Source organism: Psychrobacter sp. AOP7-A1-24 (assembly GCF_052376235.1).
Taxonomy (GTDB): domain Bacteria; phylum Pseudomonadota; class Gammaproteobacteria; order Pseudomonadales; family Moraxellaceae; genus Psychrobacter.
The window spans coordinates 1-21,502 of record NZ_JBQSVM010000036.1; the positions used below are offsets into that span (position 1 = coordinate 1).

Sequence of the window (21,502 nt, forward strand, 5' to 3'; positions counted from 1 at the left end):
GGTTCAAGACTTAATTCATATTAATACGATAATTAAGACGATTTTGACCACATTAAGATAATTGTTAAAAGGTTACACATACTAATGTGCAGATATTATAAGAAAATCACGGCCAATAACAAGTCTTTTAACAAGTTATTGGCGTATTCTTTAGTGACAATACACAGACAGACTCCATATTGTCACCTTCAGTAAGTTTTATTTACTCGTCATCATCTTTAGAGTTGAACTTAGAGATGATTTCAGCAGCAACTGATTTTGGAATTTCAGCGTACTTTTGGAATTCCATAGAGTAAGTTGCACGGCCTTGTGACATAGAGCGCATTTGCGTGGCATAACCAAACATTTCCGCTAATGGTACTTCAGCACGAATCTGTTTAGTACCGCCAGGTAGATCTTCCATACCCTGTACCAAACCACGACGACGGTTAAGATCGCCCATGATGTCGCCCATGTAGTCTTCAGGTGTTTCAACTTCTACTTTCATGACTGGCTCAAGCAATGCTGGGTCAGCTGCCATGAAGCCTTTTCTGAAGGCCATAGAACCTGCCATTTTGAACGACAATTCATCAGAATCGACGTCATGGTAAGAACCATCATACAAAGTCGCTTTTACGCCAACTACTGGGTAGCCTGCAAGTACGCCGTTTTTCATGCGTTCTTGGATACCTTTATCAACAGCGCCGTGGAATTCTTTTGGTACCGTACCACCAACAACTTCTTCAGCGAATTCGTATTCAGTCTCACCCGCTGGATCAAGTGGCTCAAGACGTAACCAAACGTGACCGAATTTACCACGACCACCAGTCTGACGTACGAATTTGCCTTCTTGTTCAACCGTGTTACGAATCGTCTCACGATAAGCAACCTGCGGCGCACCGATGTTTGCTTCAACGTTGAATTCACGCTTCATACGGTCAACAAGGATCTCTAGATGTAGCTCACCCATACCACTGATGATCGTCTGACCAGATTCTTCGTCAGTATGTACACGGAACGAAGGATCTTCTTTTGCCAAACGGCCAAGAGCGATTGACATTTTTTCTTGGTCAGCTTTAGTCTTTGGCTCAACTGCTAGACTGATAACTGGATCCGGGAATTCCATACGCTCAAGAGTGATTACGTTGTCTTCATCACATAGCGTATCACCAGTAGTCACGTCTTTCATGCCCACTAATGCTGCGATATCACCAGTACGAATCTCTGGAAGCTCTTGCTGAGAATCTGCCATCATCTGTACGATACGGCCAACACGCTCACGCTTCATTTTAACTGGGTTATAAACACTGCTACCCTGCTTCATTACACCAGAATAAACACGTACGAAGGTTAAGTTACCAACGAATTTGTCGTTCATGATTTTGAATGCTAGCGCTGAGAAAGGTGCGTCATCTGATGCTTCGCGGCTGCCTTCGCTTTCGTCTTTGTCATCAAGAATACCTTTAATAGCAGGTACGTCGATTGGTGCAGGTAGATACTGGATAACAGCATCTAGCATTTTCTGAACGCCTTTGTTCTTGAATGCTGTACCACAAAGAAGTGGAATGATTTCGTTATCAATCGTTAACTGACGAATAGCAACATTGATTTGCTCTACTGACAATTCACCGTTTTCTAGATACTCATTCATGAGTTCTTCATTGGCTTCAGCAGCGCTTTCTACAAGATGCTCACGGTACTCTGCTGCTTTTTCTTGTAGTTCAGTTGGGATATCACGCTCTTCGTAGTTCATACCTTGAGACGCTTCGTCCCAATAGATAGCTTTCATGCTGACTAGATCAACAACGCCTTCGAAATCATCTTCTTTACCGATTGGGATAACCAATGGTACAGGGTTACCACCTAGACGATTTTTGATCTGATCGATAACACGATAGAAATCAGCACCAACACGATCCATTTTGTTTACAAATGCAAGACGTGGTACTTTGTATTTGTTTGCCTGACGCCATACGGTCTCAGACTGTGGCTGAACGCCGCCTACTGCACAGTAAACCATGCACGCGCCATCAAGTACACGCATAGAACGTTCAACTTCGATCGTGAAGTCAACGTGACCTGGGGTATCGATGATGTTGATACGGTGTTCGTCAAACTGTTTAGCCATACCTGACCAAAAACAAGTTGTTGCCGCTGAGGTAATAGTAATACCACGCTCTTGTTCTTGCTCCATCCAGTCCATAGTGGCTGCGCCATCATGTACTTCGCCAATTTTGTGGCTAACACCGGTATAGAATAAAACACGCTCAGTAGTGGTCGTCTTACCAGCATCGATGTGCGCTGAGATACCAATATTGCGATAGCGTTTTAGGGGAGTTTTACGAGCCATAGTGTTTTCCTAGGAAAAGTCGTGTATATAATAATGTATTGTGTCTCTACCTCATACTCTATGACAAAGCGTTCAGCTTCGTAATATTACTTACTGATTATTAAGCCTAATACGGACAAAAAAAGAGCAAATACTAAGAATAGTGCGGCATCAAATTTGGGATGTTCTCTAAAAAAAAGCATGTTCTTTTAGAGAGGCATCTTGATAGATGTCCGCCATCTCAATCATTAATAAGTTAAACCTATATGTGATTGAATAAACGATGGCGGCAATCAATAGAATAAACAACAATGCAAGATTAGATGGCATGTGCCTCTAATCTCAAGCTACTATTAAAAAGTAGCTTAGAAACGGTAATGAGAGAACGCTTTGTTAGCATCTGCCATGCGGTGAACTTCGTCACGCTTTTTCATAGCAGCACCTTTGCCATCAGCAGCATCGTTCAATTCGCCAGCTAAACGCAAAGACATTGATTTTTCAGAACGCTTAGCAGCAGCTTCAGCTAACCAACGCATAGCCAATGCAGTACGACGGGAGGGGCGTACTTCCATTGGTACTTGATAGGTTGCACCGCCGACGCGGCGAGCTTTTACTTCTACCATTGGGCGTACATTTTCTAGTACTTCTTCGAAGAAAGATACTGGATCTTCAACTTTACGCTTCTCACTTACTGTCTCAAGTGCACCGTAAACGATACGCTCAGCAGTAGACTTTTTACCATCACTCATTACATGGTTGATGAATTTTGCAACAGTTTGGCTACCAAACTTAGGATCCGGTAGGATCTCACGGGCAGCAACGACGCGACGTCTTGGCATAATAAATTTCCTTATCTTCAGGAGTGTCTAACATTCACAACATCGACTACTTATCATAATAATATAGCAGTGAGTTATCAGTTAGCCTTACTGCATGGTGGTATGTTTTAGGAGCAAATCACAGATATATATTTATATAAGAGTGATATTACGACTGACACCAAACCCATGCACAGTTATTGGGTAGTGCAAAAAGCTTATTTAACAACGTCTAGTTATTAAACTTTAGGCTTCTTAGCACCGTACTTAGAGCGACCTTGCTTACGGTCTTTAACGCCTGCGCAATCCAATGCACCGCGAACAGTGTGATAACGTACACCTGGTAGATCTTTTACACGACCACCACGGATAAGAACAACACTGTGCTCTTGTAGGTTATGACCTTCGCCGCCGATGTAGCTTGATACTTCATAGCCTGAAGTCAAACGTACACGACATACTTTACGCATGGCTGAGTTAGGTTTTTTTGGCGTGGTAGTATATACACGAGTACATACACCGCGACGCTGTGGGCACGCTTCCAACGCAGGAACTTTTGACTTTTCCTTGATGGTTTTGCGACCTTTACGAATCAATTGGTTAGTTGTTGCCATAAGGCATCCTTCTCCCGTTTGGTATAAAACAAAAAAATGGGCCAACGCACCATCTATCTGACAATAATTGCAGATTTCGGGGCACCCATTTTTAGGACAGTGTATTATAAAGAGTTGTTGCTGCTATTTCAACCACTTATGAATGGTTTCGCTTTACAACATTTGATAGATATGCATTCAGGCCCTTATTGTATCACTTTATAGATTTTTCATCGAAAAATAGCGTAATAAATAAAACACAAAAGCCAACTCAAGCATCGTCAAGAAAAGATATTTAACATTTAAATGCCGCTTGATAGCAAATAAGTGGTGGTATTTATCCTAATTTTCAAGTCATACTGCTCAATCAAACTAAGATAAATACCGTTGTGCTTGTGAATAACCAAACTAATAAAAATTACTTCTATTACTTAGCTTTTTTGTCAGAGGTTTGTTTGTCTGAGTCTTTTTCACTGCCAGTTTCTTTTTTATCAGCTTCTTCTACCTTGCTGTTTTCTTCTTTGCTTTCTGTACCTTTTTCCTCGTCGTCAGTACTGGCTTTTTTTACTTTAGCCTCACTACTGCTATCATCAGTAATAGCACGATTGGCTAGCTTTGCTTCTGGGGCAAAGGTCGCTTGAGCCACACCAATTACTTCATCAATTAGCTGGCTATTGTAATGCACGCCGATCGCTACAGCGGTAACAGGAATGAAACGACGAACCCAAGACAGGTTGATCTGGTCTAAATCGACCCCTACTTGACTCGCGATACTGTCTATTTGTTCCGCATAATAATTTACGTTTTGATTCTTTAATCCTAAGTTTTTAAGCTCTCTATGTAGCCCTCTACTCTGAGCATTATCAAGTAAGCCTTTACCAATACCTAGACCTGCCAATAAGGCTTGTTTCTCTTGCATCTTGCTCAAGTCGGCGTTTGATAGTAGCTCGTAGGCCATTTTGACGCCTTGTTTACCTGTCAGCGGTTTATTGTATACAGCAGCAATTTGATAAACCGTACGTAATGAAACCAGCAATAGCCATAGTGTATCAGCGAGCAAACCCGGTAGACCTGCCAAACCTGTCAAACCACCTATCGCTGCAAGCGCACGGTTTTGGTTAGCAATATCAGTAGCCAGTGCATAACGCTCTTCGTCATCTAAGGTAGCAATATTGGCAAAACGGTGCTCATTGGGTAAGTCTAGTTGACTCCAATTGGCCGCAAGTTTGGCCACTTGTGCAAATGCCCCATCAACTGTCGATTGGAAAAAGCTATTCGGTACGACTTTTTTAGCATATTTACCGTAAGTAGCAAAGCGTGGCCCTAATAGTTGCTGCGTAGCCTTTAAGGTTTGCTCACGAAACAAGTCCTGCTGATAATCTTCATCACCTAAATCGACGGCTTTGTATTGGCGTGGTTTGCCTGTCTTCGCATTTACGTTGTCAATCATAGCTCCTACGCGTTCAAGATTGTTACGAGTAAAAGAGCCAATAGTAGTGATGCTTTTAGAAAGAGTACTACGCTTTGCCATTATGATGTCCTTAATATGGTGAGTTAATTTTTAATATATTAGTATTATAATATGATAGTTAATTATTAATAATGAATTTGCTATTTTAGCCAGTTATCGTAACTGGTGTCAGTGCGAACAATGTTATTAGAATCACGAATTTTGTATCTAAAGTATAATTCCGTCCATAGTCAGTAGCTAGGCTTGCTTCTCATTTTTTAAATTGGCACTACATGATAAGTGTTATTTGTCGTTATTTTGCACTTGTGCAAAGATTTCGAAAGCTTGATACGTTATCATGTGCCATAATTCACAGTACACTTGTACTTTATTTATAAATAGCCATTTACAGAACATAGGTTTCTCTACGACTCATACAATGGCGATAAAGCACAACGTCACTTAATATTGAACAATAGAGCCAATATTTAAAAACGATTATTGAAGGCAATTTGAAATATTGTTACTCATAAGGAATAGAATATGCGTCGCGTAGTTATTACTGGAGCAGGGATAGTCTCTTGTATCGGACATGATTTAGACACTGTTACAACTGCCCTCAAAGAAGGTCAGTCTGGCATCACATTTAATGACTCTTATGCTGAGCACGAGTTTAAATCACACGTGAGCGGCAGTATCAATCAATCAGAACTTGATACTAGCGGTATCGATCGTAAGCTGAAACGGTTCTTTAGTGACGCCAGTCTCTATGCTTACGTTAGTGCGCTAAATGCGATTGAGCACTCAGGGCTATCGCTTGATACCATCAATAACAATCCACGCGTGGGTGTGGTGGCAAGTTCAGGCGGCGCATCAACAGAAAACATCGTTAATGCTATCGATGCGATGCGCGAAAAAGGTCTACGCGGTGTCGGCGCCATGGCGGTACCAAAGACAATGGGCAGTTCGGTATCAGCCGCTTTGGCAACTGGTCTAAAAATCCAAGGTGTCTCCTACTCGCTCACCTCTGCTTGCGCAACTTCAACACACTGTATCGGTCATGCTGCTGAGCTTATCCAACTGGGTAAAGCAGATGTAATACTGGCTGGTGGTAGTGAAGCTGAACACTGGACACAGTCTTGTATGTTTGATGCCATGGGTGCAGTGAGTACTCAGTATAATGACACACCCAAACTTGCTTCTAGAGCCTATGACAAAGACCGTGATGGTTTTGTGATCGCTGCTGGTGGTGCAATGGTTGTTGTAGAAAGTCTCGAGCATGCTCAGGCACGCGGTGCTAACATTTTGGCTGAAATCGTTGGCTATGGTGCCAGCTCTGATGGCGCAGAAATGGTTGCGCCAAGTGGTGAAGGTGCTGTTCGCTGTATGCAACAAGCCTTAACCGAAGCTGGATTAGAAAGTGTTGATTACATCAACAGCCATGGTACTAGTACACCGCTGGGCGACATCACTGAGCTTAAAGCGATTGCTAAAGTATTTGGTAACGATGTCAGTAAAGTACCCGCTATCAGCTCAACCAAATCGATGACAGGCCATAGTTTGGGCGCTGTTGGTGCACAAGAGCTGATTTATTGTCTACTAATGCTACAAGAAGGCTTTATTGCACCAAGTATCAATGTTGATAACTTAGATCCTGCTGCTGAAGGTTTTGATATCGTCACTCAAAAGCGTGACGCAAAACTTGAAACCTTGATGAGTAATAGCTTTGGCTTTGGTGGCACTAACGCTACTCTAATTATTAAAAAGTTTGACGCTTAACCCATGCTTGTATCAAATCATAATACAACTGAGCAGACAGATTCTGCGCCATCGCCAGCTAGCAAACCTAGCTGGCGTTTTGGTGACTTGTCTGCTGCAGAGCTGATGCCGCAGTTACAGCGTCATTTGCTCGATCAAGATATTAAAGCAAACTGGCAACTTGTTTGGCTTAATAATAATGATGGTCGACCCGTGATTGGCTTACTCCCAAAAGTCAGCTGGACTGTATTTCCCAATGATGAGCAAGCTTCTAGTGACTCACCCAATATTTATAAAGTGATTAAAAGTTGTCGCGACACTGCTGTAAGTAGCGCTAATAATAGTTATGCTAGCACAACATCTTATAAGAGCTATCTAGAGTGGCAAAAGGAGCTGATCGGCTATAGCAATGCTCAAAAAGCTAATAACGACAAATGGTATATCAATAAAGAAGAGAACCTGAAACCCAGTTATTATCATGGGCTAATCGGTTTTATCGGTTATGATATTGCGGCCCATGAGCTAAGCCCTGCCGATAGGGTTGAATTGGCCATGCAGCCTTGTGCTTCATTAGGACATTATGATATCTACCTAACACCCAAAGCACATGCTGATACAGGTTGGGAGTTAAAGACTCATTTGGCTGATGACACTTCTGAGAATATCGGTCATAAGACAAACGATAATATTATAACCACTATTACCTCTTACCTAAACGAGCTTGATCAAAAGCTGTCTAATCAATATCTCCATCAACCACAGTCTAAAGACTCATCAAATATTACACCCCTCGTTTTGAATCCACAGTGGAGTAAGCTTGATTATCAACAAGCATTTAATCGTACTCAAGACTATCTACAGCAAGGTGACTGCTATCAAATTAACTTGACACAGAAATGGTCGGGCAAACTACCGTACAAAAACGATGTGAATCAACCAATAGCCGCGCTTATTGATTATTTGCCTGCACTATATCGCAATACAAAAGCGCCTTTTGCAGGATACATGAGCGTTGGTGGCAGTGATGGTGATTATATAAATGAAAGCAGCAGCTTTGATAAAGATAGCAGTCATTTTGAGTTGTTGAGCTGCTCACCTGAATTGTTTTTTACATTCACTAGAGAAAGTGGCTCTGACAAACACTTTATTCGCACTAAGCCTATCAAGGGAACCATGCCGCGAGGGTCTACTAACGAGCTGGATGGACACTATAAACAGCAACTGGTCAATAGTGAAAAAGACCGTGCCGAAAATGTCATGATTGTAGATTTACTGCGTAATGACTTAGGTAAATACGCCAAAATTGGCAGTGTGAAAGTACCACAGTTATTTGCAATTGAGAGTTTTAGCAATGTGCATCATATGGTCAGCACTATCACTGCTGAACTAAAAGCTGATACTCATCCGCTAGCTGTATTATTTGGTAGTCTGCCTGCTGGTTCTATTACTGGTACACCAAAAAAACGCGCTGTCGAGATCATCGCTGAATTGGAATCTACGCCACGCGGTGCCTATTGTGGCACTATGGGATATATGAATTTTGATGGTAGTGGTCAATGGAATGTACTCATTCGTACATTACAAGCCAATGCTTCGTCGAATAATAGCCCTAATAAGGGAAAACACGTTAACCTATGGGCAGGTGGCGGTATTACAGTCGCGTCTGATTGTGATGCTGAATACCAAGAATGCTTAGATAAAGTAGGTAACCTATTGTCAGTGCTTGCTCAAACAGCGACGGCTAAAAGAAGCTAAGGTAGCAAATTCAAATATTATTGCGAATTTAAAGAAAAATAAAGCCTGCCAACATAACGTTGACAGGCTTTATTCTTAAGACTTATCAATAGTATTTTACGTTATAAGTAAAAAGGCTCACCTATCAATATTCTATATTAGGTTATCAATCTAATATTATTCAGCAACGCTAGCCTCAGCTTGCAAGACTTTTAGAGCATCAATCAAACGCTCATTTTGCTCTGCCGTACCGATGGTAATACGCAAGTATTCTGCAATACGCGGCTTATTGAAATGGCGAACGATAATACCTTGCTCACGTAACGCACTTGCCACAGCACTAGCATCGCCATCTTTCGGACGGGCGAATACGAAGTTGGCATGTGATGGTAGAACGTTATAACCCAATGCGGTCAGCTCTGTCGTTAGCGAAGTACGTAAATCAATCACTTGCTGACGGGTTTGCTCAAAATACTCAGTATCTAACACACTCGCAGTCGCCCCAGCCTGAGCCAACTTATCTAATGGATAGCTGTTAAAGCTATTTTTCATACGTGTTAGTGCTTCAATCAATGATGCATTACCGAAGGCCATACCAACGCGCAATCCAGCAAGCGAACGTGACTTTGAAAAGGTTTGGGTCACGATAACGTTATCACACTCATTGATTAAGCTCACCGCCGAGACTGGAGCATCTGCATCGCTTTCATCTATCTGAGCAAAATCGATATACGCTTCATCAATAACAATGACCGCATTAGAATGCTCACTTGCAAGCTTACGGATATCAGCAAGGGATAATAGTAAACCCGTTGGTGCATTAGGGTTGGCAATGATAATACCGCTACAAGGTTGACGATAAGCATCAGGGTCAATGCTAAAATCTTCCTCTAAAGGAATCTGTACGAGCTCTACACCAAACGTCTGTGCATATACAGGATAGAAGCTATAACCAATATCAGGTGATAATAGCGGACGCTCTTTTAAAAAGAAACTCGCAAATACTAAAGCCAAGACTTCATCTGAACCATTACCGACAAATACTTGATTGATATCAAGGTTGTATGACTGTGCCAATGCAGCACGTAAATCATTAGATTCAGGGGTAGGATACAAACGCAACTCATCAGCCTGCTGTTCTAGGACCTTGGCAATAGCCTCCCCAACTTTTGGCGAGGGTGGAAATGGGTTTTCATTGGTATTTAGTTTACATAGATTATCGTGTTGCGGCTGCTCACCTGGAATATAAGGTGACAAATTGCGCGCTTTAGACGACCACAGTCTGGTGTCTATCTTTGACTCACTCATAAATTATCCTACTATTAGCCAAAAAGACTATTAAAAATAAATATAAAAAGCAAAAGCTAAAAATTCAAAATCAATTATTGATAACGATAACGAGCTGAACGCGCATGGGCTTCTAGGTCCTCACGCTGCGCTAAAATATCTGCCGTCTCAGCCAAAGGTTTGCTGCCAGACTCACTGCAATAAATGATGGATGACTTCTTTTGAAAATCATAAACACCTAATGGAGAAGAAAAGCGCGCCGTACCTGATGTTGGCAGCACATGGTTCGGTCCTGCACAGTAATCTCCAATCGCTTCAGGCGTATGACGACCCATAAAAATAGCGCCCGCATGACGAACATCATCTAGCAGTGCGTCAGGGTTATCAACGGACAATTCTAAATGCTCAGGTGCGATACGATTGATGAGCGCCATACCTTCGCTACGATTTTTTACCAATATCAGTGCGCCGCGGTTCTGAAGTGAATCACGTGCGATATCTGATTTTGGTAGTTCGGCCAATGCTTTTTCTATTTCAAGCGCTACTTCATTAAGCTGTTCTTCGCTAGTTGTCACAAAGATAGCTTGCGCGATACGGTCATGCTCTGCTTGTGATAGCAAATCCATCGCTAGCCAATCAGCTCGATCTTGTGCTTCGCCTTCTGCATATACCAATACTTCTGAAGGACCAGCAATCATATCGATACCAACCTGACCAAATACCGCACGCTTAGCTGCTGCGACATATTTATTACCTGGTCCTGTGATTTTGTCTACGGCTGGGATCGTTTCAGTGCCATAGGCCAAGGCTGCTACAGCCTGAGCACCACCAATGGTAAAGACACGATCAACTTGAGACAGATAGGCCGCTGCCAATACTAGCGGGTTAAGCACACCTTTAGGCGCTGGTACCACCATGATGACTTCAGTAACGCCAGCGACTTTAGCAGGAATGGCATTCATCAATACTGAAGAAGGATATGAAGCCAAACCGCCCGGTACATAAATCCCAACACGATCAAGTGGCGTGACTTTTTGACCTAGACGATTGCCTAGCTCATCTTCATACTGCCATGTTTCTTGTACTTGGCGCTTATGGAATGTCTGTACCCGCGTCGCTGCTGTAGTCAACGCTTTCTTTACTTTTTCATCAAGGTTGGCAAACGCTTCTGCAAGCGAGTCTTTAGACAGCTCTAACTCTTGCATCGACGTTGCTGGATGCTGGTCAAACTGCTGAGTCAATGCCAATACGACGCTATCACCATCAGCACGTACTTGCGCGATGATATCATCGACGGTATGTAATAATTCAGCATCATTAACGGTTTCAAAAGCAAGTAATTGTGTCAATTGACTATCAAAATCGGCATCTTGGGTACTTAACTGGCGCATGACCTAATCCTATATTTGAGCGTAAAGTAGTGCTAAAAATTAACGGTTCAAAACTAAGCAAAGTAAGTTTGTCTTTCAAAAATATTGCAGCTTAGTCGATGTCTTCTTGTCTAAATTTTACGATGATTTTATATTTTCGCAAGCTAAGACAACAAAACCAGTTTAGCACGCTACGTCACTCATAGCCTGCTAAACTGGTTTAAAAATTTGTATAACCATGCTTTATATTACCAATGACTTGCACCGGACAATTAGCCATTGGCGATACTACTTTTAAAGCTATCTAAAATTGGTTCTAGTAATGCAAATTTGCGCTTATAGCTTACTTGATTGACGATTAGACGTGATGAAACATCACAAATATGATCGCGTGCTTCAAGTCCATTGGCGCGCAATGTATTACCTGTATCGACCACATCGACAATCAAATCACCCAAACCAACCAATGGCGCAAGCTCCATTGAACCGTAAAGTTTGATAACGTCGACTTGCTGACCTTGGCTAGCAAAATAAGCACGAGCGACATTGACATATTTGGTCGCGATACGCAGACGTCGATTCGGTAGCGGTGCATCTTTCACACCAGCAGTCATCAGTTTGCACTGGGCAATCTGCAAATCGAGCAATTCATAGACATGATTGGCACCATGCTCAAGCAGCACATCCTTACCCGCCACCCCAAAATCAGCCGCACCATGTTCAACATAGGTCGGCACGTCGCTGGCACGCAAAATCAATACACGCACATTTGGATTTGAGGTTGGAAAAATAAGTTTACGTGATGCTTCAGGATCTTCTAAAAGATCAACGCCAGCCGCACGTAGCAGTGGCATGGTTTCTTCTAGGATACGGCCTTTTGATAAGGCTAAAGTTAGACCTGAAAACTCATCGTTTACTTCGTTTAATAAACCGCTGGCTGGTAAAGGTTTTCTTGTCTCAGTCATAATGACATCGTGTCCATGTGCAGTCCCCTATTAAAAGGAGAGTTTTTAATTTATAACGTAATATGCATAAACGCTAATACTGAATTAATCAATACTAAGCGTTGGTATTAATACGCTCTATGTTCACGCCTAAGCTACGCAGCTTGTCTTCAACATGCTCGTAACCACGATCGATGTGGTAAATACGGTCGATTAAGCTCTTGCCTTCAGCAGTCGCCGCCGCCATCACCAATGACATAGACGCACGTAAATCGGTCGCCATGACTGGTGCTGCAGTAAAGTTTTCAACACCTTTGACTACGGCAGTGTGACCATCAACCTGAATAGAAGCGCCTAAACGATTGAGCTCTGGTACATGCATATAGCGGTTTTCGAAGATGTTTTCTATAAAAGTACTCGTACCATCCGCTAAACAAGCAATAGCCATTAGCTGAGCTTGCATATCCGTTGGAAAACCAGGGTGTGGCTGTGTACGAATATCAACTGCCTTCGGACGGCCTTTCATTTGCGCGCGAATCCAATCATCACCTGTTGTAATAACCGCACCCATATCTTCGAACTTCTCTAATACTGGCGTCAGCAATAGAGCAGATGTTTTTTTGGTCAATACGTCGCCACGTGTCATCAAGGCACCAGCGAGGTATGATCCTGTTTCGATACGATCAGGGACGACTGAGTACTCACAGCCATGTAGACGCTCTACCCCTTCGATGGTCATCGTTGATGTACCAATACCACTGATTTTGGCACCCATCGCAACCAGCATGTTTGCTAAATCAACCACTTCTGGCTCTAACGCACAGTTGCCCAAAACAGTTGTGCCTTTTGCCAATGCTGCGGCCATAATAACGTTTTCAGTACCGCCGACGGTAATCATATCAAACGAGAAGTTACAGCCTAGTAGCTTGCCACCTTTCGGTGCTTGGGCTTTTACATAGCCATTCTCTACACTGATTTCGGCACCCATCGCTTCAAACGCTTTTAGATGCTGATCAACAGGGCGTGAACCAATGGCACAACCACCTGGCAATGATACTTCGGCTTCGCCAAAACGTGCAAGTAGCGGCCCTAGTACTAAGATTGAAGCACGCATGGTTTTAACCAAATCATACGGGGCATAAAAATTATCGATGCTTTTGGTATCGCAGGTGACTGTATTGTCTTGCTTTTGGATTTTGATACCCATACCACCGATCAATTCAATCAACGTTCGCACGTCTTGTAGTGACGGCACGTTGTGCAATGTCGTTGGAGTCTCAGCTAATATCATAGCTGCAAGTAACGGCAAAGCAGCATTTTTGGCGCCAGAGATAGTGACTTCCCCTGCGATACGACTACTACCGGTGATTAAGAACTGATCCATAAAAGTGACAACCTAGCTGTGAGTGTAGAAAATAGAGAAAATTAAAAAGATATTTTTAAAGGGGAAAGACGTAAATCTCTAACCTTTTTGCTGAGTTTCCCATTCAGCAGGTGTCAATGCTTGAATATTAAGCGCATGAATATCACCACTGGCAATTTTATCGTTTACTAACGCGTAAATCGCTTGTTGACGCTGTACAGCGCGTTTGCCCTCAAAACTGGCATCAACCACACGCACATCAAACTTATTACCTTGATTGGCTGCTTGAATAAAAGCGTCTGGGAAGTGAGTCTGTAAAAATGCAATCAAGTCGTCAGCGTTCATGCTCATAAAATATCCTGTCTTATATAAATAGGTTTTATTTGAATGGCAACATTATAACAAGAGTTTGAACATCTTACAGCACTGTCTGTGTATAAGCGCACATGACATATACATATCATCAATTTTACATAAACTGGATACAATGTCAGGCGCTTTTAGCCTGCTGTCGCGCATCGGCTATAATTACTGACTATAAATAGCACTGCCCAAACAGTCACCGTAATGGTTGCTTGGACGATAAAAGAGGCTAAATGATATACTAAAATTTTAACGTCTTTCCATTTGAGTAACTCGCCTTATGGTACGTTTTTCTATCACGGTATCTGACTGACTTGCCAAGCTAAACTTAACATCAGATTGACTCAAGCTCTCTGGAATCTCAAGCTGTATGACGACTCTCGTCTTCATATTGCATCGTTCTGGTGTGCACCAATCTTGATTAACACCTTTTTCGATAATGTCATCCCATTTGATATCATAATCGTATTTTTTATTGACCTGCTCTAACTTTGGCACTATAACCTTGCTTAAATAAACAGGACGATCATTCTCTTTGAGTGCATTATATTGACTCATCTCTGAATCAGTTAACGGTATATTAGCAATAGGTTGTGAGCCAGGATTTTTTTTTGATGATAATATCAATTCCTTTTATAGGATCATTACCTCCCGCGGCAAATGTCAACGAAGGCACGGCTAAAGTTAGGCTTAGTAGCGATAGTTTGAGTAGTTTCATGAGGGTAGTCCTTTAGTTTGGGTTGGCTTTCCTTAACTTATGGTCTTATATATTTTAATAGCGACCTTTCTATAATAGAGATAGACGGCATTGAATGAACAGTCTTTTTTTGTATTTATAATTATGAATATACAAATATAGCGAAACATAAAAAGCCCCAGCAGGCGCTATGCCAAACTGGGGTTCCGTATTAGGTGTTCATTAGCAAGTAGAATAGCTCTTTAAAAAGCTATTTAGGGCACTATTTTAAAGGCTGTTTGAAGCGCTATCAAAAAATACTCTAAACTATTTTAGTTACTTCAGCTCTTTGTCTAGATAAGTCAGCACTTGCGCGCGTACGTCATTAACCCAGCGTAACGGCGGTGCCATCGCGCCTATACTGGTAGCGTGACTGGCCCCTTCGATCTCACCTGTTTCGACAGTTACCCCTGCTTTTTTAAACGCTTCTGTCATCTTAACTGTATTGGTGACATGTACAATTTTGTCTTTTTCAGCGGTTAACAATAAATACGGTGGCTGCGCACCTTTAATCTGACGATCCGGCATCACCTGATCAGGCGTGGCGTTTGGACCAAACGCTGTTGCACTACTATACTTGCGGAAATCATAGCTATAAGGACCCGCAATCCCGATCACGGTTGCTATATCTGTTGGCTTAATGCCATAAGGCGCCAAAAAGTCCTCGTTAGCAACGGCTGCTACTGCATTGAACGCGCCAGCAGAGTGCCCCATTACTGCTAAGCGTGACGGATCAGCATAGAGACTGGTTGCATTCTCTACGCTCCAAGCAATCGCTTGAGCTGCGTCTTCGACATAGTCAGGATAGACATGCTCAGGCGCTTTACGGTAATTGATTACTGCAGTGACATAACCTGCTTTGGCTAGGCTCTGACCGACGAAAGCATATTGTTCTTTATTACCACTCTCCCATGAGCCACCATGGACGAATACCACCATAGGGTAGCTAGTATTGATAGCACTTTGAGCTTTCATTGCTTGTGCTAGAGGCTTTGGATAATAGATATCTAGGTCTTGTGAAGGCTGATCACCATATAGAATATCCTTACTCACTCCAACGCCACCACTAGAAGTAATCCCATTAACAATAGCTAATGGTGATAATGCCTGTGCGTTTTGCGTGGCTAGCGCAATACTGCCCAATGCCAATATTGCTGCGCCGCCAACCCTCAACGTACGTACTTTTCTATGAGCAGGTTTGTTATGTACTCCTACATTGCCAATGGCGATCGTCTCTTCGTCTTGTTGAATATTTGCCCGTGAATCCTTCATTACCAGTATCCTATTATATTTATCAATAATGAGTAGCTATTTGACAGCAAAAAACTTTATCCATTGGCCAGTGATATTTTTCGAAATTAGTATCATTGACCAATATGCTGACTCTGTTACGTTTGACTATTAATATAGTAACTACTGGCTAAAGATTTCTCGTGCCTTTACTGTTATTACTATTTAGGCTTATTGTGATTGACTTAATTTCTCGCTTGGCTAACTAAAGGCTTTTACTGGTTTTGATAAAGGTCAACATAAGGGCTTGATGACGGCTGCGTAGTATTAGCTTCTTCTTCCGTTATTACGATAGGCGTTGCCGTACTGACACTAGTATCTTGAGCAGCTGGTGCTACTGCAGGATTGGCCAAATTGTTCTCATGCATGATGTCATCATTATCTATTTTCACCCCTCTATCGTCGACGACAGTCGTTAGTAATACCAGCTCGGTGACCCCAACGGTACTATTAGCAATATCAATCAAATGACTTTGCTGAGTGGGTGTCATACGGCCCATGATATAAACCGCGCCATTGTTAGTAACCGCTTTGACCTGTGAGGCGCTGATACCATCGCTCGCGGCTACTTTTGCCAGTAGCTTTGAAGTGATATAACCGTCATGAACCGTTGAGCTATAACCTTTTGAGGCACTGACTTCCATCTCGTTATAAACACGGCGCACATCTGGCATAGAGCTAACGACTTTTTCTACTTCTGCTTTAAGCGCTTCTGTCGGTACTTCACCTGTGAGCAGCACTTCGCTATTGAAGCTATCGATACCCATACGGCTGGTTTGCTGCAAATCTTCTTTTAATCCGTACACATTGATTTTGGCAGTATGTTCAATACTACGATCGAGCAAACGCTGCGGAATCGTACGCTCAGTCATTGGCACACCATAAGTTCCTTCTGTACTATTGGTCAGATAGTTGGTGGCGCAACCTGTACTGACAACGCTGGCAGCAATCATAATGCCTGTCGTAATACGGCGTGATGAACCAAAAATAGCAGTGCGCAAATGCATCCGTGTCATTATTTACCTCTTAGAACATGGTTGTGACAATTTTATAAATTGAACAAATCTTAGTCTAGGCTGTATCTTTATTCAAAAAACACAGCCTAGTGGTAACGAGCTAAATAATATAGCTGTAAGCCAATACTGTATCTGATTTATAATAAGCTGACTATAACCGCTACTGTACTTAATTTTGGCCGTCAGCGGTTAGGTTTTTGGTAACGAATCTTACTCGTCAATTATGGTTAGATACGTTATTTGGCAGAATCTATTTTATTCATTCTATTACCATGCCCTAGCTATAAAGGCATTTTGAATCCATTCTGGTTGATTGTCTAAGCGCTCATTTTGTGGGTGGTACAAACTACTCGTCGTATCGTTCGTCGTATTATAAGCAATGACATCAAATCGGCAGTCATAATGAGCATACTCAGGATGCTGCTGTAAAAAGGACTGCGCTGTCTTAATAACCTTGCGCTGTTTGCTTGCTGTCACGCTGAGTGCTGCATCACCATAATTCGAAGACTTGCGCTGACGAACTTCAATAAATACTAGCGTTGACCATGCTGCACCTGTTTCAATCATGACCAGATCCAGCTCACCTACTTTTGGTTGTTGCCAGTTTTTTGCCACCAACCTTAATCCTTTCGCCTGTAAATACTCACACGCTTGCTGCTCAAACCGACTACCTTGGCGTTGTTTTGGCGAGGTTAAAATCAAGGGCTTATGATTCGGCATGAGGTTAACTTGTCTGCTTAACATTTGAGAATTATCATAGCACAACATGCTAAACTAGCCACTTCTGCGCGCTCTGCTCTCAAATCTATCAATCTCCTGACTTACAATTTGATTGAAAAACCATAGACAATGATGGTAGTTACTAGCGCACTCGTATTTTTTAACGTCTTTTTAATGACCCGAGGTTTTCATGTCTACCCCTACTGCGATGCCAGCTTGTCTCTATATCGTTGCTACGCCGATTGGCAATATGTCCGACATGACACCGCATGCAATTGATGTCTTAAAGCAGGTCGCTATCATTGCCTGCGAAGACACCCGCACCTCAGGTAAGCTATTGTCACATTTTGGCATTGATACCAAAGGCAGCAAAGGTGACGAGACAAAAGACTCAGAGACTCGTCCTACCAAAAATAGTGTCGAAAATGATGATACGACCACCAAGCAAAAAGGCCACAATAAGCTATGGGCCTATCACGAGCATAATAGCGCCATTCAAACGCCTAAGATTATTGAGATGATTGAGCAAGGTCATTCGGTTGCCTTGATTAGTGATGCTGGTACACCTTTGGTCAGCGATCCAGGTTATCAGTTGGTACAAGCCGCACATGAAGCTGGCGTGACCGTATCACCTATCGTTGGGGCTTCTGCTGCCATTGGCGCATTGTCAGTAGCAGGACTACCATCTGATCGATTTAGCTTTATTGGGTTTTTACCGGCCAAAACGCACGGTCGTCAAAAACAACTGAGCGATCTAACTTCCCGTACCGAAACTTTAATCTTTTATGAAGCGCCGCATCGCATCGTATCTAGCCTAGAAGACATGGCGACTATATTCGGTGCAGACCGTGCGGTGACTTTTTGCCGTGAATTGACCAAAACGTTTGAAACGGTACATAAGAGCGCCCTTGGCGAGTTGGTCGATTTTGTCAAAGCAGATGACAATCAACAACGCGGTGAGATCGTCGTGGTCATCGCTGGCCTCAGTGTGGCAAAAGATACTGACGACATCAGTATTCATGATAAATTACTACAGCGCTTGCTAGAGGACTTATCGGTCAAAAAAGCGGCCGCGCTAGCCTCTGATATCACTGGTGTGAAAAAGAATGCACTTTATCAGCGTCTACTAGAATTACAAGCTGACTAGTTTTTGACAATATAAAAATAGCTATACAAAGATAACTGTTTATAAATTAATTGAAGAGAGGTAAGCGATGTACGATGTAATGGCGATAGGCAATGCGTTGGTTGATCATGAGTATATGCTGTCAGATGCGGCGTTAGAAGAAACCGAGCTGACCAAAGGCAATATGACTTTGGCAGAGTTTGAGGAGCAACAGCAACTACTGGCCTATTTTAAGTTGGCTAAAATAGAGCCATCGAAGCAAGCAGGCGGCGGATCGGCAGCCAATACGATGTTTACCTTTGCCAGCTTAGGCGGTAAACCATTTTACGCTTGCCGCGTCGGTGATGACGATCAAGGGGCCTTTTACCTCAGAGACTTACACGAAGCAGGTGTCACAACCTCAGACAAATCTATTCATACAGGCGGTGTGACCGGCTCATGTGTGGTTGCCGTTACAGAAGATGGCGAGCGTACCATGCAGACTTACCTTGGTACCTCAAGTGAGATTGTCGCTGATAATGTTGATTTTGATGCGTTGACGCAAGCGGACTGGCTATATATAGAAGGCTATCTGGCGATGTCTGAAAGTATCCAACCAGCGATGACTCAACTACGTCAGCAAGCAGGTATTCATAATGCAAAAATCGCAGTGAGTTTCGCTGATCCTGCGGTAGTAAAATTTGCCAAGGATGGTTTACTTAATATGCTAGGCAATAAAGTTGCCGTCATATTCTGTAATAGCGAAGAAGCGAAGTTGTTTACGGAGAAGAAACAAATTAAGGCGGCAGCACGTGGCTTGCTTGAGTATTGCCATACAGCAGTTGTGACTGATGGCCCTAATGGGGCAACTATCGCCCATAAACCTGATGACAATTCAGACATTGAGGTTTATGACGTTGCCACACCAGTAGTCGCCAACGTCATCGATACCAATGGTGCCGGTGATAACTACGCTGGTGCTTTCTTATATGCGTTATCACAGCAGTATAGTCTGCCAGAATGTGGTCGTCTTGCCAGCGAAATATCAGCACAAGTGATTCAGCAGTTTGGACCTCGCCTGACTTCGCAGGATTATCGAGATATCGCGCAGCGTGTACTCTCTGCTTAATCGGCAAAATATCTGTTGGACGCAAAAAAAGCCCATATCGATTTGATATGGGCTTTTTGCTTGTATCATTCAAAATTCAGCTTTGCTTAAACAGTTTTCTCACTTTAATAAGTACTCTTTATATTAAGCAGTAGCTAATGCTTGTGCTAGATCGGCCTTGATGTCTTCTATATGCTCAATACCAATCGATAGTCGTACCATGTCTGTGCTCACACCAGCGTTTTCTAGCTCTTGCTCATTCAACTGACGATGCGTGGTCGTCGCTGGATGACAGGCCAATGATTTTGCATCGCCGATGTTTACCAAACGAGTAATCAATTGCAGCGCATCAATGAAACGCGCCCCTGCTTCTAGCCCGCCTTTTACGCCAAAGGTTAAAATAGCAGAAGGCGTACCTTTCATGTATTTTTTGGCAAGCTCATGCTCAGGATGGTCAGACAGACCTGCGTATTTGACCCAAGCAACTTTGTCATGGTCACGCAGGTATTCTGCGATGGCTTGAGCATTTTGCACATGACGCTCCATACGCAGACTTAGCGTTTCCATACCTTGTAAGATACCAAAGGCATTAAGCGGGCTAAGTGCTGCACCAGTGTTGCGTAGCGGCGCAACGCGAGCACGAGCGATAAAGGCTGGCGCGCCTACGTCTTTGACGAAATTTACCCCATGATAGCTTTGATCTGGCGTGTTCAAAAGTGGGAAACGTTCAGGATAATCGCCCCAAGCAAACTTACCACTATCAACAATCGCACCACCGATTGACGTACCTGTCCCGCTCATATACTTGGTCAATGAGTGAATGACGATATCTGCACCAAACTCAAATGGACGGCATAGTGCAGGCGTCGCCACCGTATTATCAATCACAACAGGCACACCGTATTCGTGAGCGACATCACTGAGCGCTTGAATATCAACGATATTACCTAGTGGGTTACCGATACTCTCTGCAAAAACCATTTTAGTTTTGTCATCAATTAAGTCACGAATGGCTTCTGGGTCTTTATGATCAAAGAAACGCACCTCGATACCTTGACGCGGCAAAGCATGGGCAAATAAATTATAAGTACCACCATATAGCGTTGATACAGCGACGATATTATCGCCTGCTTCACAAATCGTCTGAATGGCATAAGTGATAGCGGCCATACCAGATGCGACGGCAAGCGCACCGATACCGCCTTCCAACGCCGCAACTCGCTCTTCTAGCACAGCGTTGGTCGGGTTCATGATACGAGTATAGATGTTGCCTGCGACCTTTAGATCAAATAAATCTGCACCATGCTGAGTATTATCAAACGCATATGAACTGGTATGATAAATAGGCACAGCAACTGACTTGGTTGTTGGTTCTACACTATAGCCAGCATGAATCGCCAAAGTCTCAAGATGTTGAGGGGTTGCTGATGTTTGGGCTGTCTGCTGGTCTGCTTGTTCATCACTCATAGTACATTCCTTTATATTAATAAAACATTATTGATTAACGAGACGCTACTCGAAAACTACTTTAGAAAAACC

The 21,502-nt window shown here is 42.8% G+C and carries 18 protein-coding genes; 4 read left to right on the forward strand and 14 right to left on the reverse strand.

Annotation, left to right across the window (positions count from 1 at the left end; all coding sequences use genetic code 11):
• Positions 1-202: 202 nt before the first annotated feature.
• The 4 genes from fusA to ACT3QQ_RS11225 all read right to left on the reverse strand — a co-directional run bounded on the left by fusA (position 203) and on the right by ACT3QQ_RS11225 (position 5,250).
• Entirely contained in the window at positions 203-2,329 is a 2,127-nt protein-coding gene (fusA, locus tag ACT3QQ_RS11210; protein ID WP_444521201.1) for an elongation factor G, read from the reverse strand.
• A 344-nt stretch (positions 2,330-2,673) separates the two neighbouring features.
• Positions 2,674-3,147, reverse strand: coding sequence for a 30S ribosomal protein S7 (gene rpsG / locus ACT3QQ_RS11215; RefSeq protein WP_443521032.1), 474 nt, complete (start codon positions 3,145-3,147; stop codon positions 2,674-2,676).
• Between the two features lie 218 nt (positions 3,148-3,365).
• Entirely contained in the window at positions 3,366-3,740 is a 375-nt protein-coding gene (gene rpsL, locus ACT3QQ_RS11220) for a 30S ribosomal protein S12 (RefSeq protein WP_011281154.1), read from the reverse strand.
• 406 nt (positions 3,741-4,146) lie between these two features.
• Positions 4,147-5,250: an EcsC family protein gene (locus ACT3QQ_RS11225; RefSeq protein ID WP_444528094.1), complete on the reverse strand. Its 1,104-nt coding sequence runs from the start codon at positions 5,248-5,250 to the stop codon at positions 4,147-4,149.
• A 462-nt stretch (positions 5,251-5,712) separates the two neighbouring features.
• Here ACT3QQ_RS11225 and ACT3QQ_RS11230 point away from each other — a divergent pair, with 462 nt between their 5' ends.
• Positions 5,713-6,948, forward strand: coding sequence for a beta-ketoacyl-ACP synthase II (locus ACT3QQ_RS11230; protein ID WP_444528095.1), 1,236 nt, complete (start codon positions 5,713-5,715; stop codon positions 6,946-6,948).
• 3 nt (positions 6,949-6,951) lie between these two features.
• A complete protein-coding gene (locus ACT3QQ_RS11235; protein WP_444528096.1) occupies positions 6,952-8,682 on the forward strand; it encodes an anthranilate synthase component I family protein in 1,731 nt (576 codons plus the stop codon).
• A gap of 156 nt (positions 8,683-8,838) precedes the next feature.
• Here the strand turns inward: ACT3QQ_RS11235 and hisC are convergent, their stop codons facing one another.
• From hisC to ACT3QQ_RS11280, 9 genes are all read right to left on the reverse strand, one after another.
• Positions 8,839-9,969, reverse strand: coding sequence for a histidinol-phosphate transaminase (gene hisC / locus ACT3QQ_RS11240; protein WP_444528097.1), 1,131 nt, complete (start codon positions 9,967-9,969; stop codon positions 8,839-8,841).
• Positions 9,970-10,043: 74 nt separating this feature from the next.
• Positions 10,044-11,339, reverse strand: coding sequence for a histidinol dehydrogenase (gene hisD, locus ACT3QQ_RS11245; RefSeq protein WP_444528098.1), 1,296 nt, complete (start codon positions 11,337-11,339; stop codon positions 10,044-10,046).
• Positions 11,340-11,590: 251 nt separating this feature from the next.
• Positions 11,591-12,283 carry an ATP phosphoribosyltransferase gene (gene hisG / locus ACT3QQ_RS11250; RefSeq protein WP_444528099.1) on the reverse strand — a complete coding sequence of 231 codons (693 nt, stop codon included), beginning with the start codon at positions 12,281-12,283 and terminating at the stop codon, positions 11,591-11,593.
• 94 nt (positions 12,284-12,377) lie between these two features.
• Entirely contained in the window at positions 12,378-13,646 is a 1,269-nt protein-coding gene (gene murA / locus ACT3QQ_RS11255) for a UDP-N-acetylglucosamine 1-carboxyvinyltransferase (protein WP_444528100.1), read from the reverse strand.
• Positions 13,647-13,724: 78 nt separating this feature from the next.
• Entirely contained in the window at positions 13,725-13,970 is a 246-nt protein-coding gene (locus tag ACT3QQ_RS11260; RefSeq protein ID WP_192519908.1) for a BolA/IbaG family iron-sulfur metabolism protein, read from the reverse strand.
• 267 nt (positions 13,971-14,237) lie between these two features.
• A complete protein-coding gene (locus ACT3QQ_RS11265; protein WP_444528101.1) occupies positions 14,238-14,546 on the reverse strand; it encodes a hypothetical protein in 309 nt (102 codons plus the stop codon).
• Positions 14,547-15,000: 454 nt separating this feature from the next.
• The gene (locus ACT3QQ_RS11270; protein ID WP_444528102.1) at positions 15,001-15,996 is read right to left on the reverse strand and encodes an alpha/beta hydrolase; all 996 of its coding nucleotides are present in this window, start codon (positions 15,994-15,996) and stop codon (positions 15,001-15,003) included.
• Between the two features lie 233 nt (positions 15,997-16,229).
• Entirely contained in the window at positions 16,230-17,030 is an 801-nt protein-coding gene (locus ACT3QQ_RS11275) for a BON domain-containing protein (RefSeq protein WP_444528103.1), read from the reverse strand.
• A gap of 267 nt (positions 17,031-17,297) precedes the next feature.
• Positions 17,298-17,798, reverse strand: coding sequence for a YraN family protein (locus ACT3QQ_RS11280; RefSeq protein WP_444528104.1), 501 nt, complete (start codon positions 17,796-17,798; stop codon positions 17,298-17,300).
• A 142-nt stretch (positions 17,799-17,940) separates the two neighbouring features.
• Between ACT3QQ_RS11280 and rsmI the strand changes: the two genes are divergently transcribed.
• Both rsmI and ACT3QQ_RS11290 read left to right on the forward strand, forming a co-directional pair.
• A complete protein-coding gene (rsmI, locus tag ACT3QQ_RS11285; RefSeq protein WP_444528105.1) occupies positions 17,941-18,897 on the forward strand; it encodes a 16S rRNA (cytidine(1402)-2'-O)-methyltransferase in 957 nt (318 codons plus the stop codon).
• Between the two features lie 67 nt (positions 18,898-18,964).
• The gene (locus ACT3QQ_RS11290; protein WP_444528106.1) at positions 18,965-19,984 is read left to right on the forward strand and encodes an adenosine kinase; all 1,020 of its coding nucleotides are present in this window, start codon (positions 18,965-18,967) and stop codon (positions 19,982-19,984) included.
• A gap of 123 nt (positions 19,985-20,107) precedes the next feature.
• Here the strand turns inward: ACT3QQ_RS11290 and ACT3QQ_RS11295 are convergent, their stop codons facing one another.
• Positions 20,108-21,430, reverse strand: coding sequence for an O-acetylhomoserine aminocarboxypropyltransferase/cysteine synthase family protein (locus ACT3QQ_RS11295; protein WP_444528107.1), 1,323 nt, complete (start codon positions 21,428-21,430; stop codon positions 20,108-20,110).
• Positions 21,431-21,502: the final 72 nt, after the last annotated feature.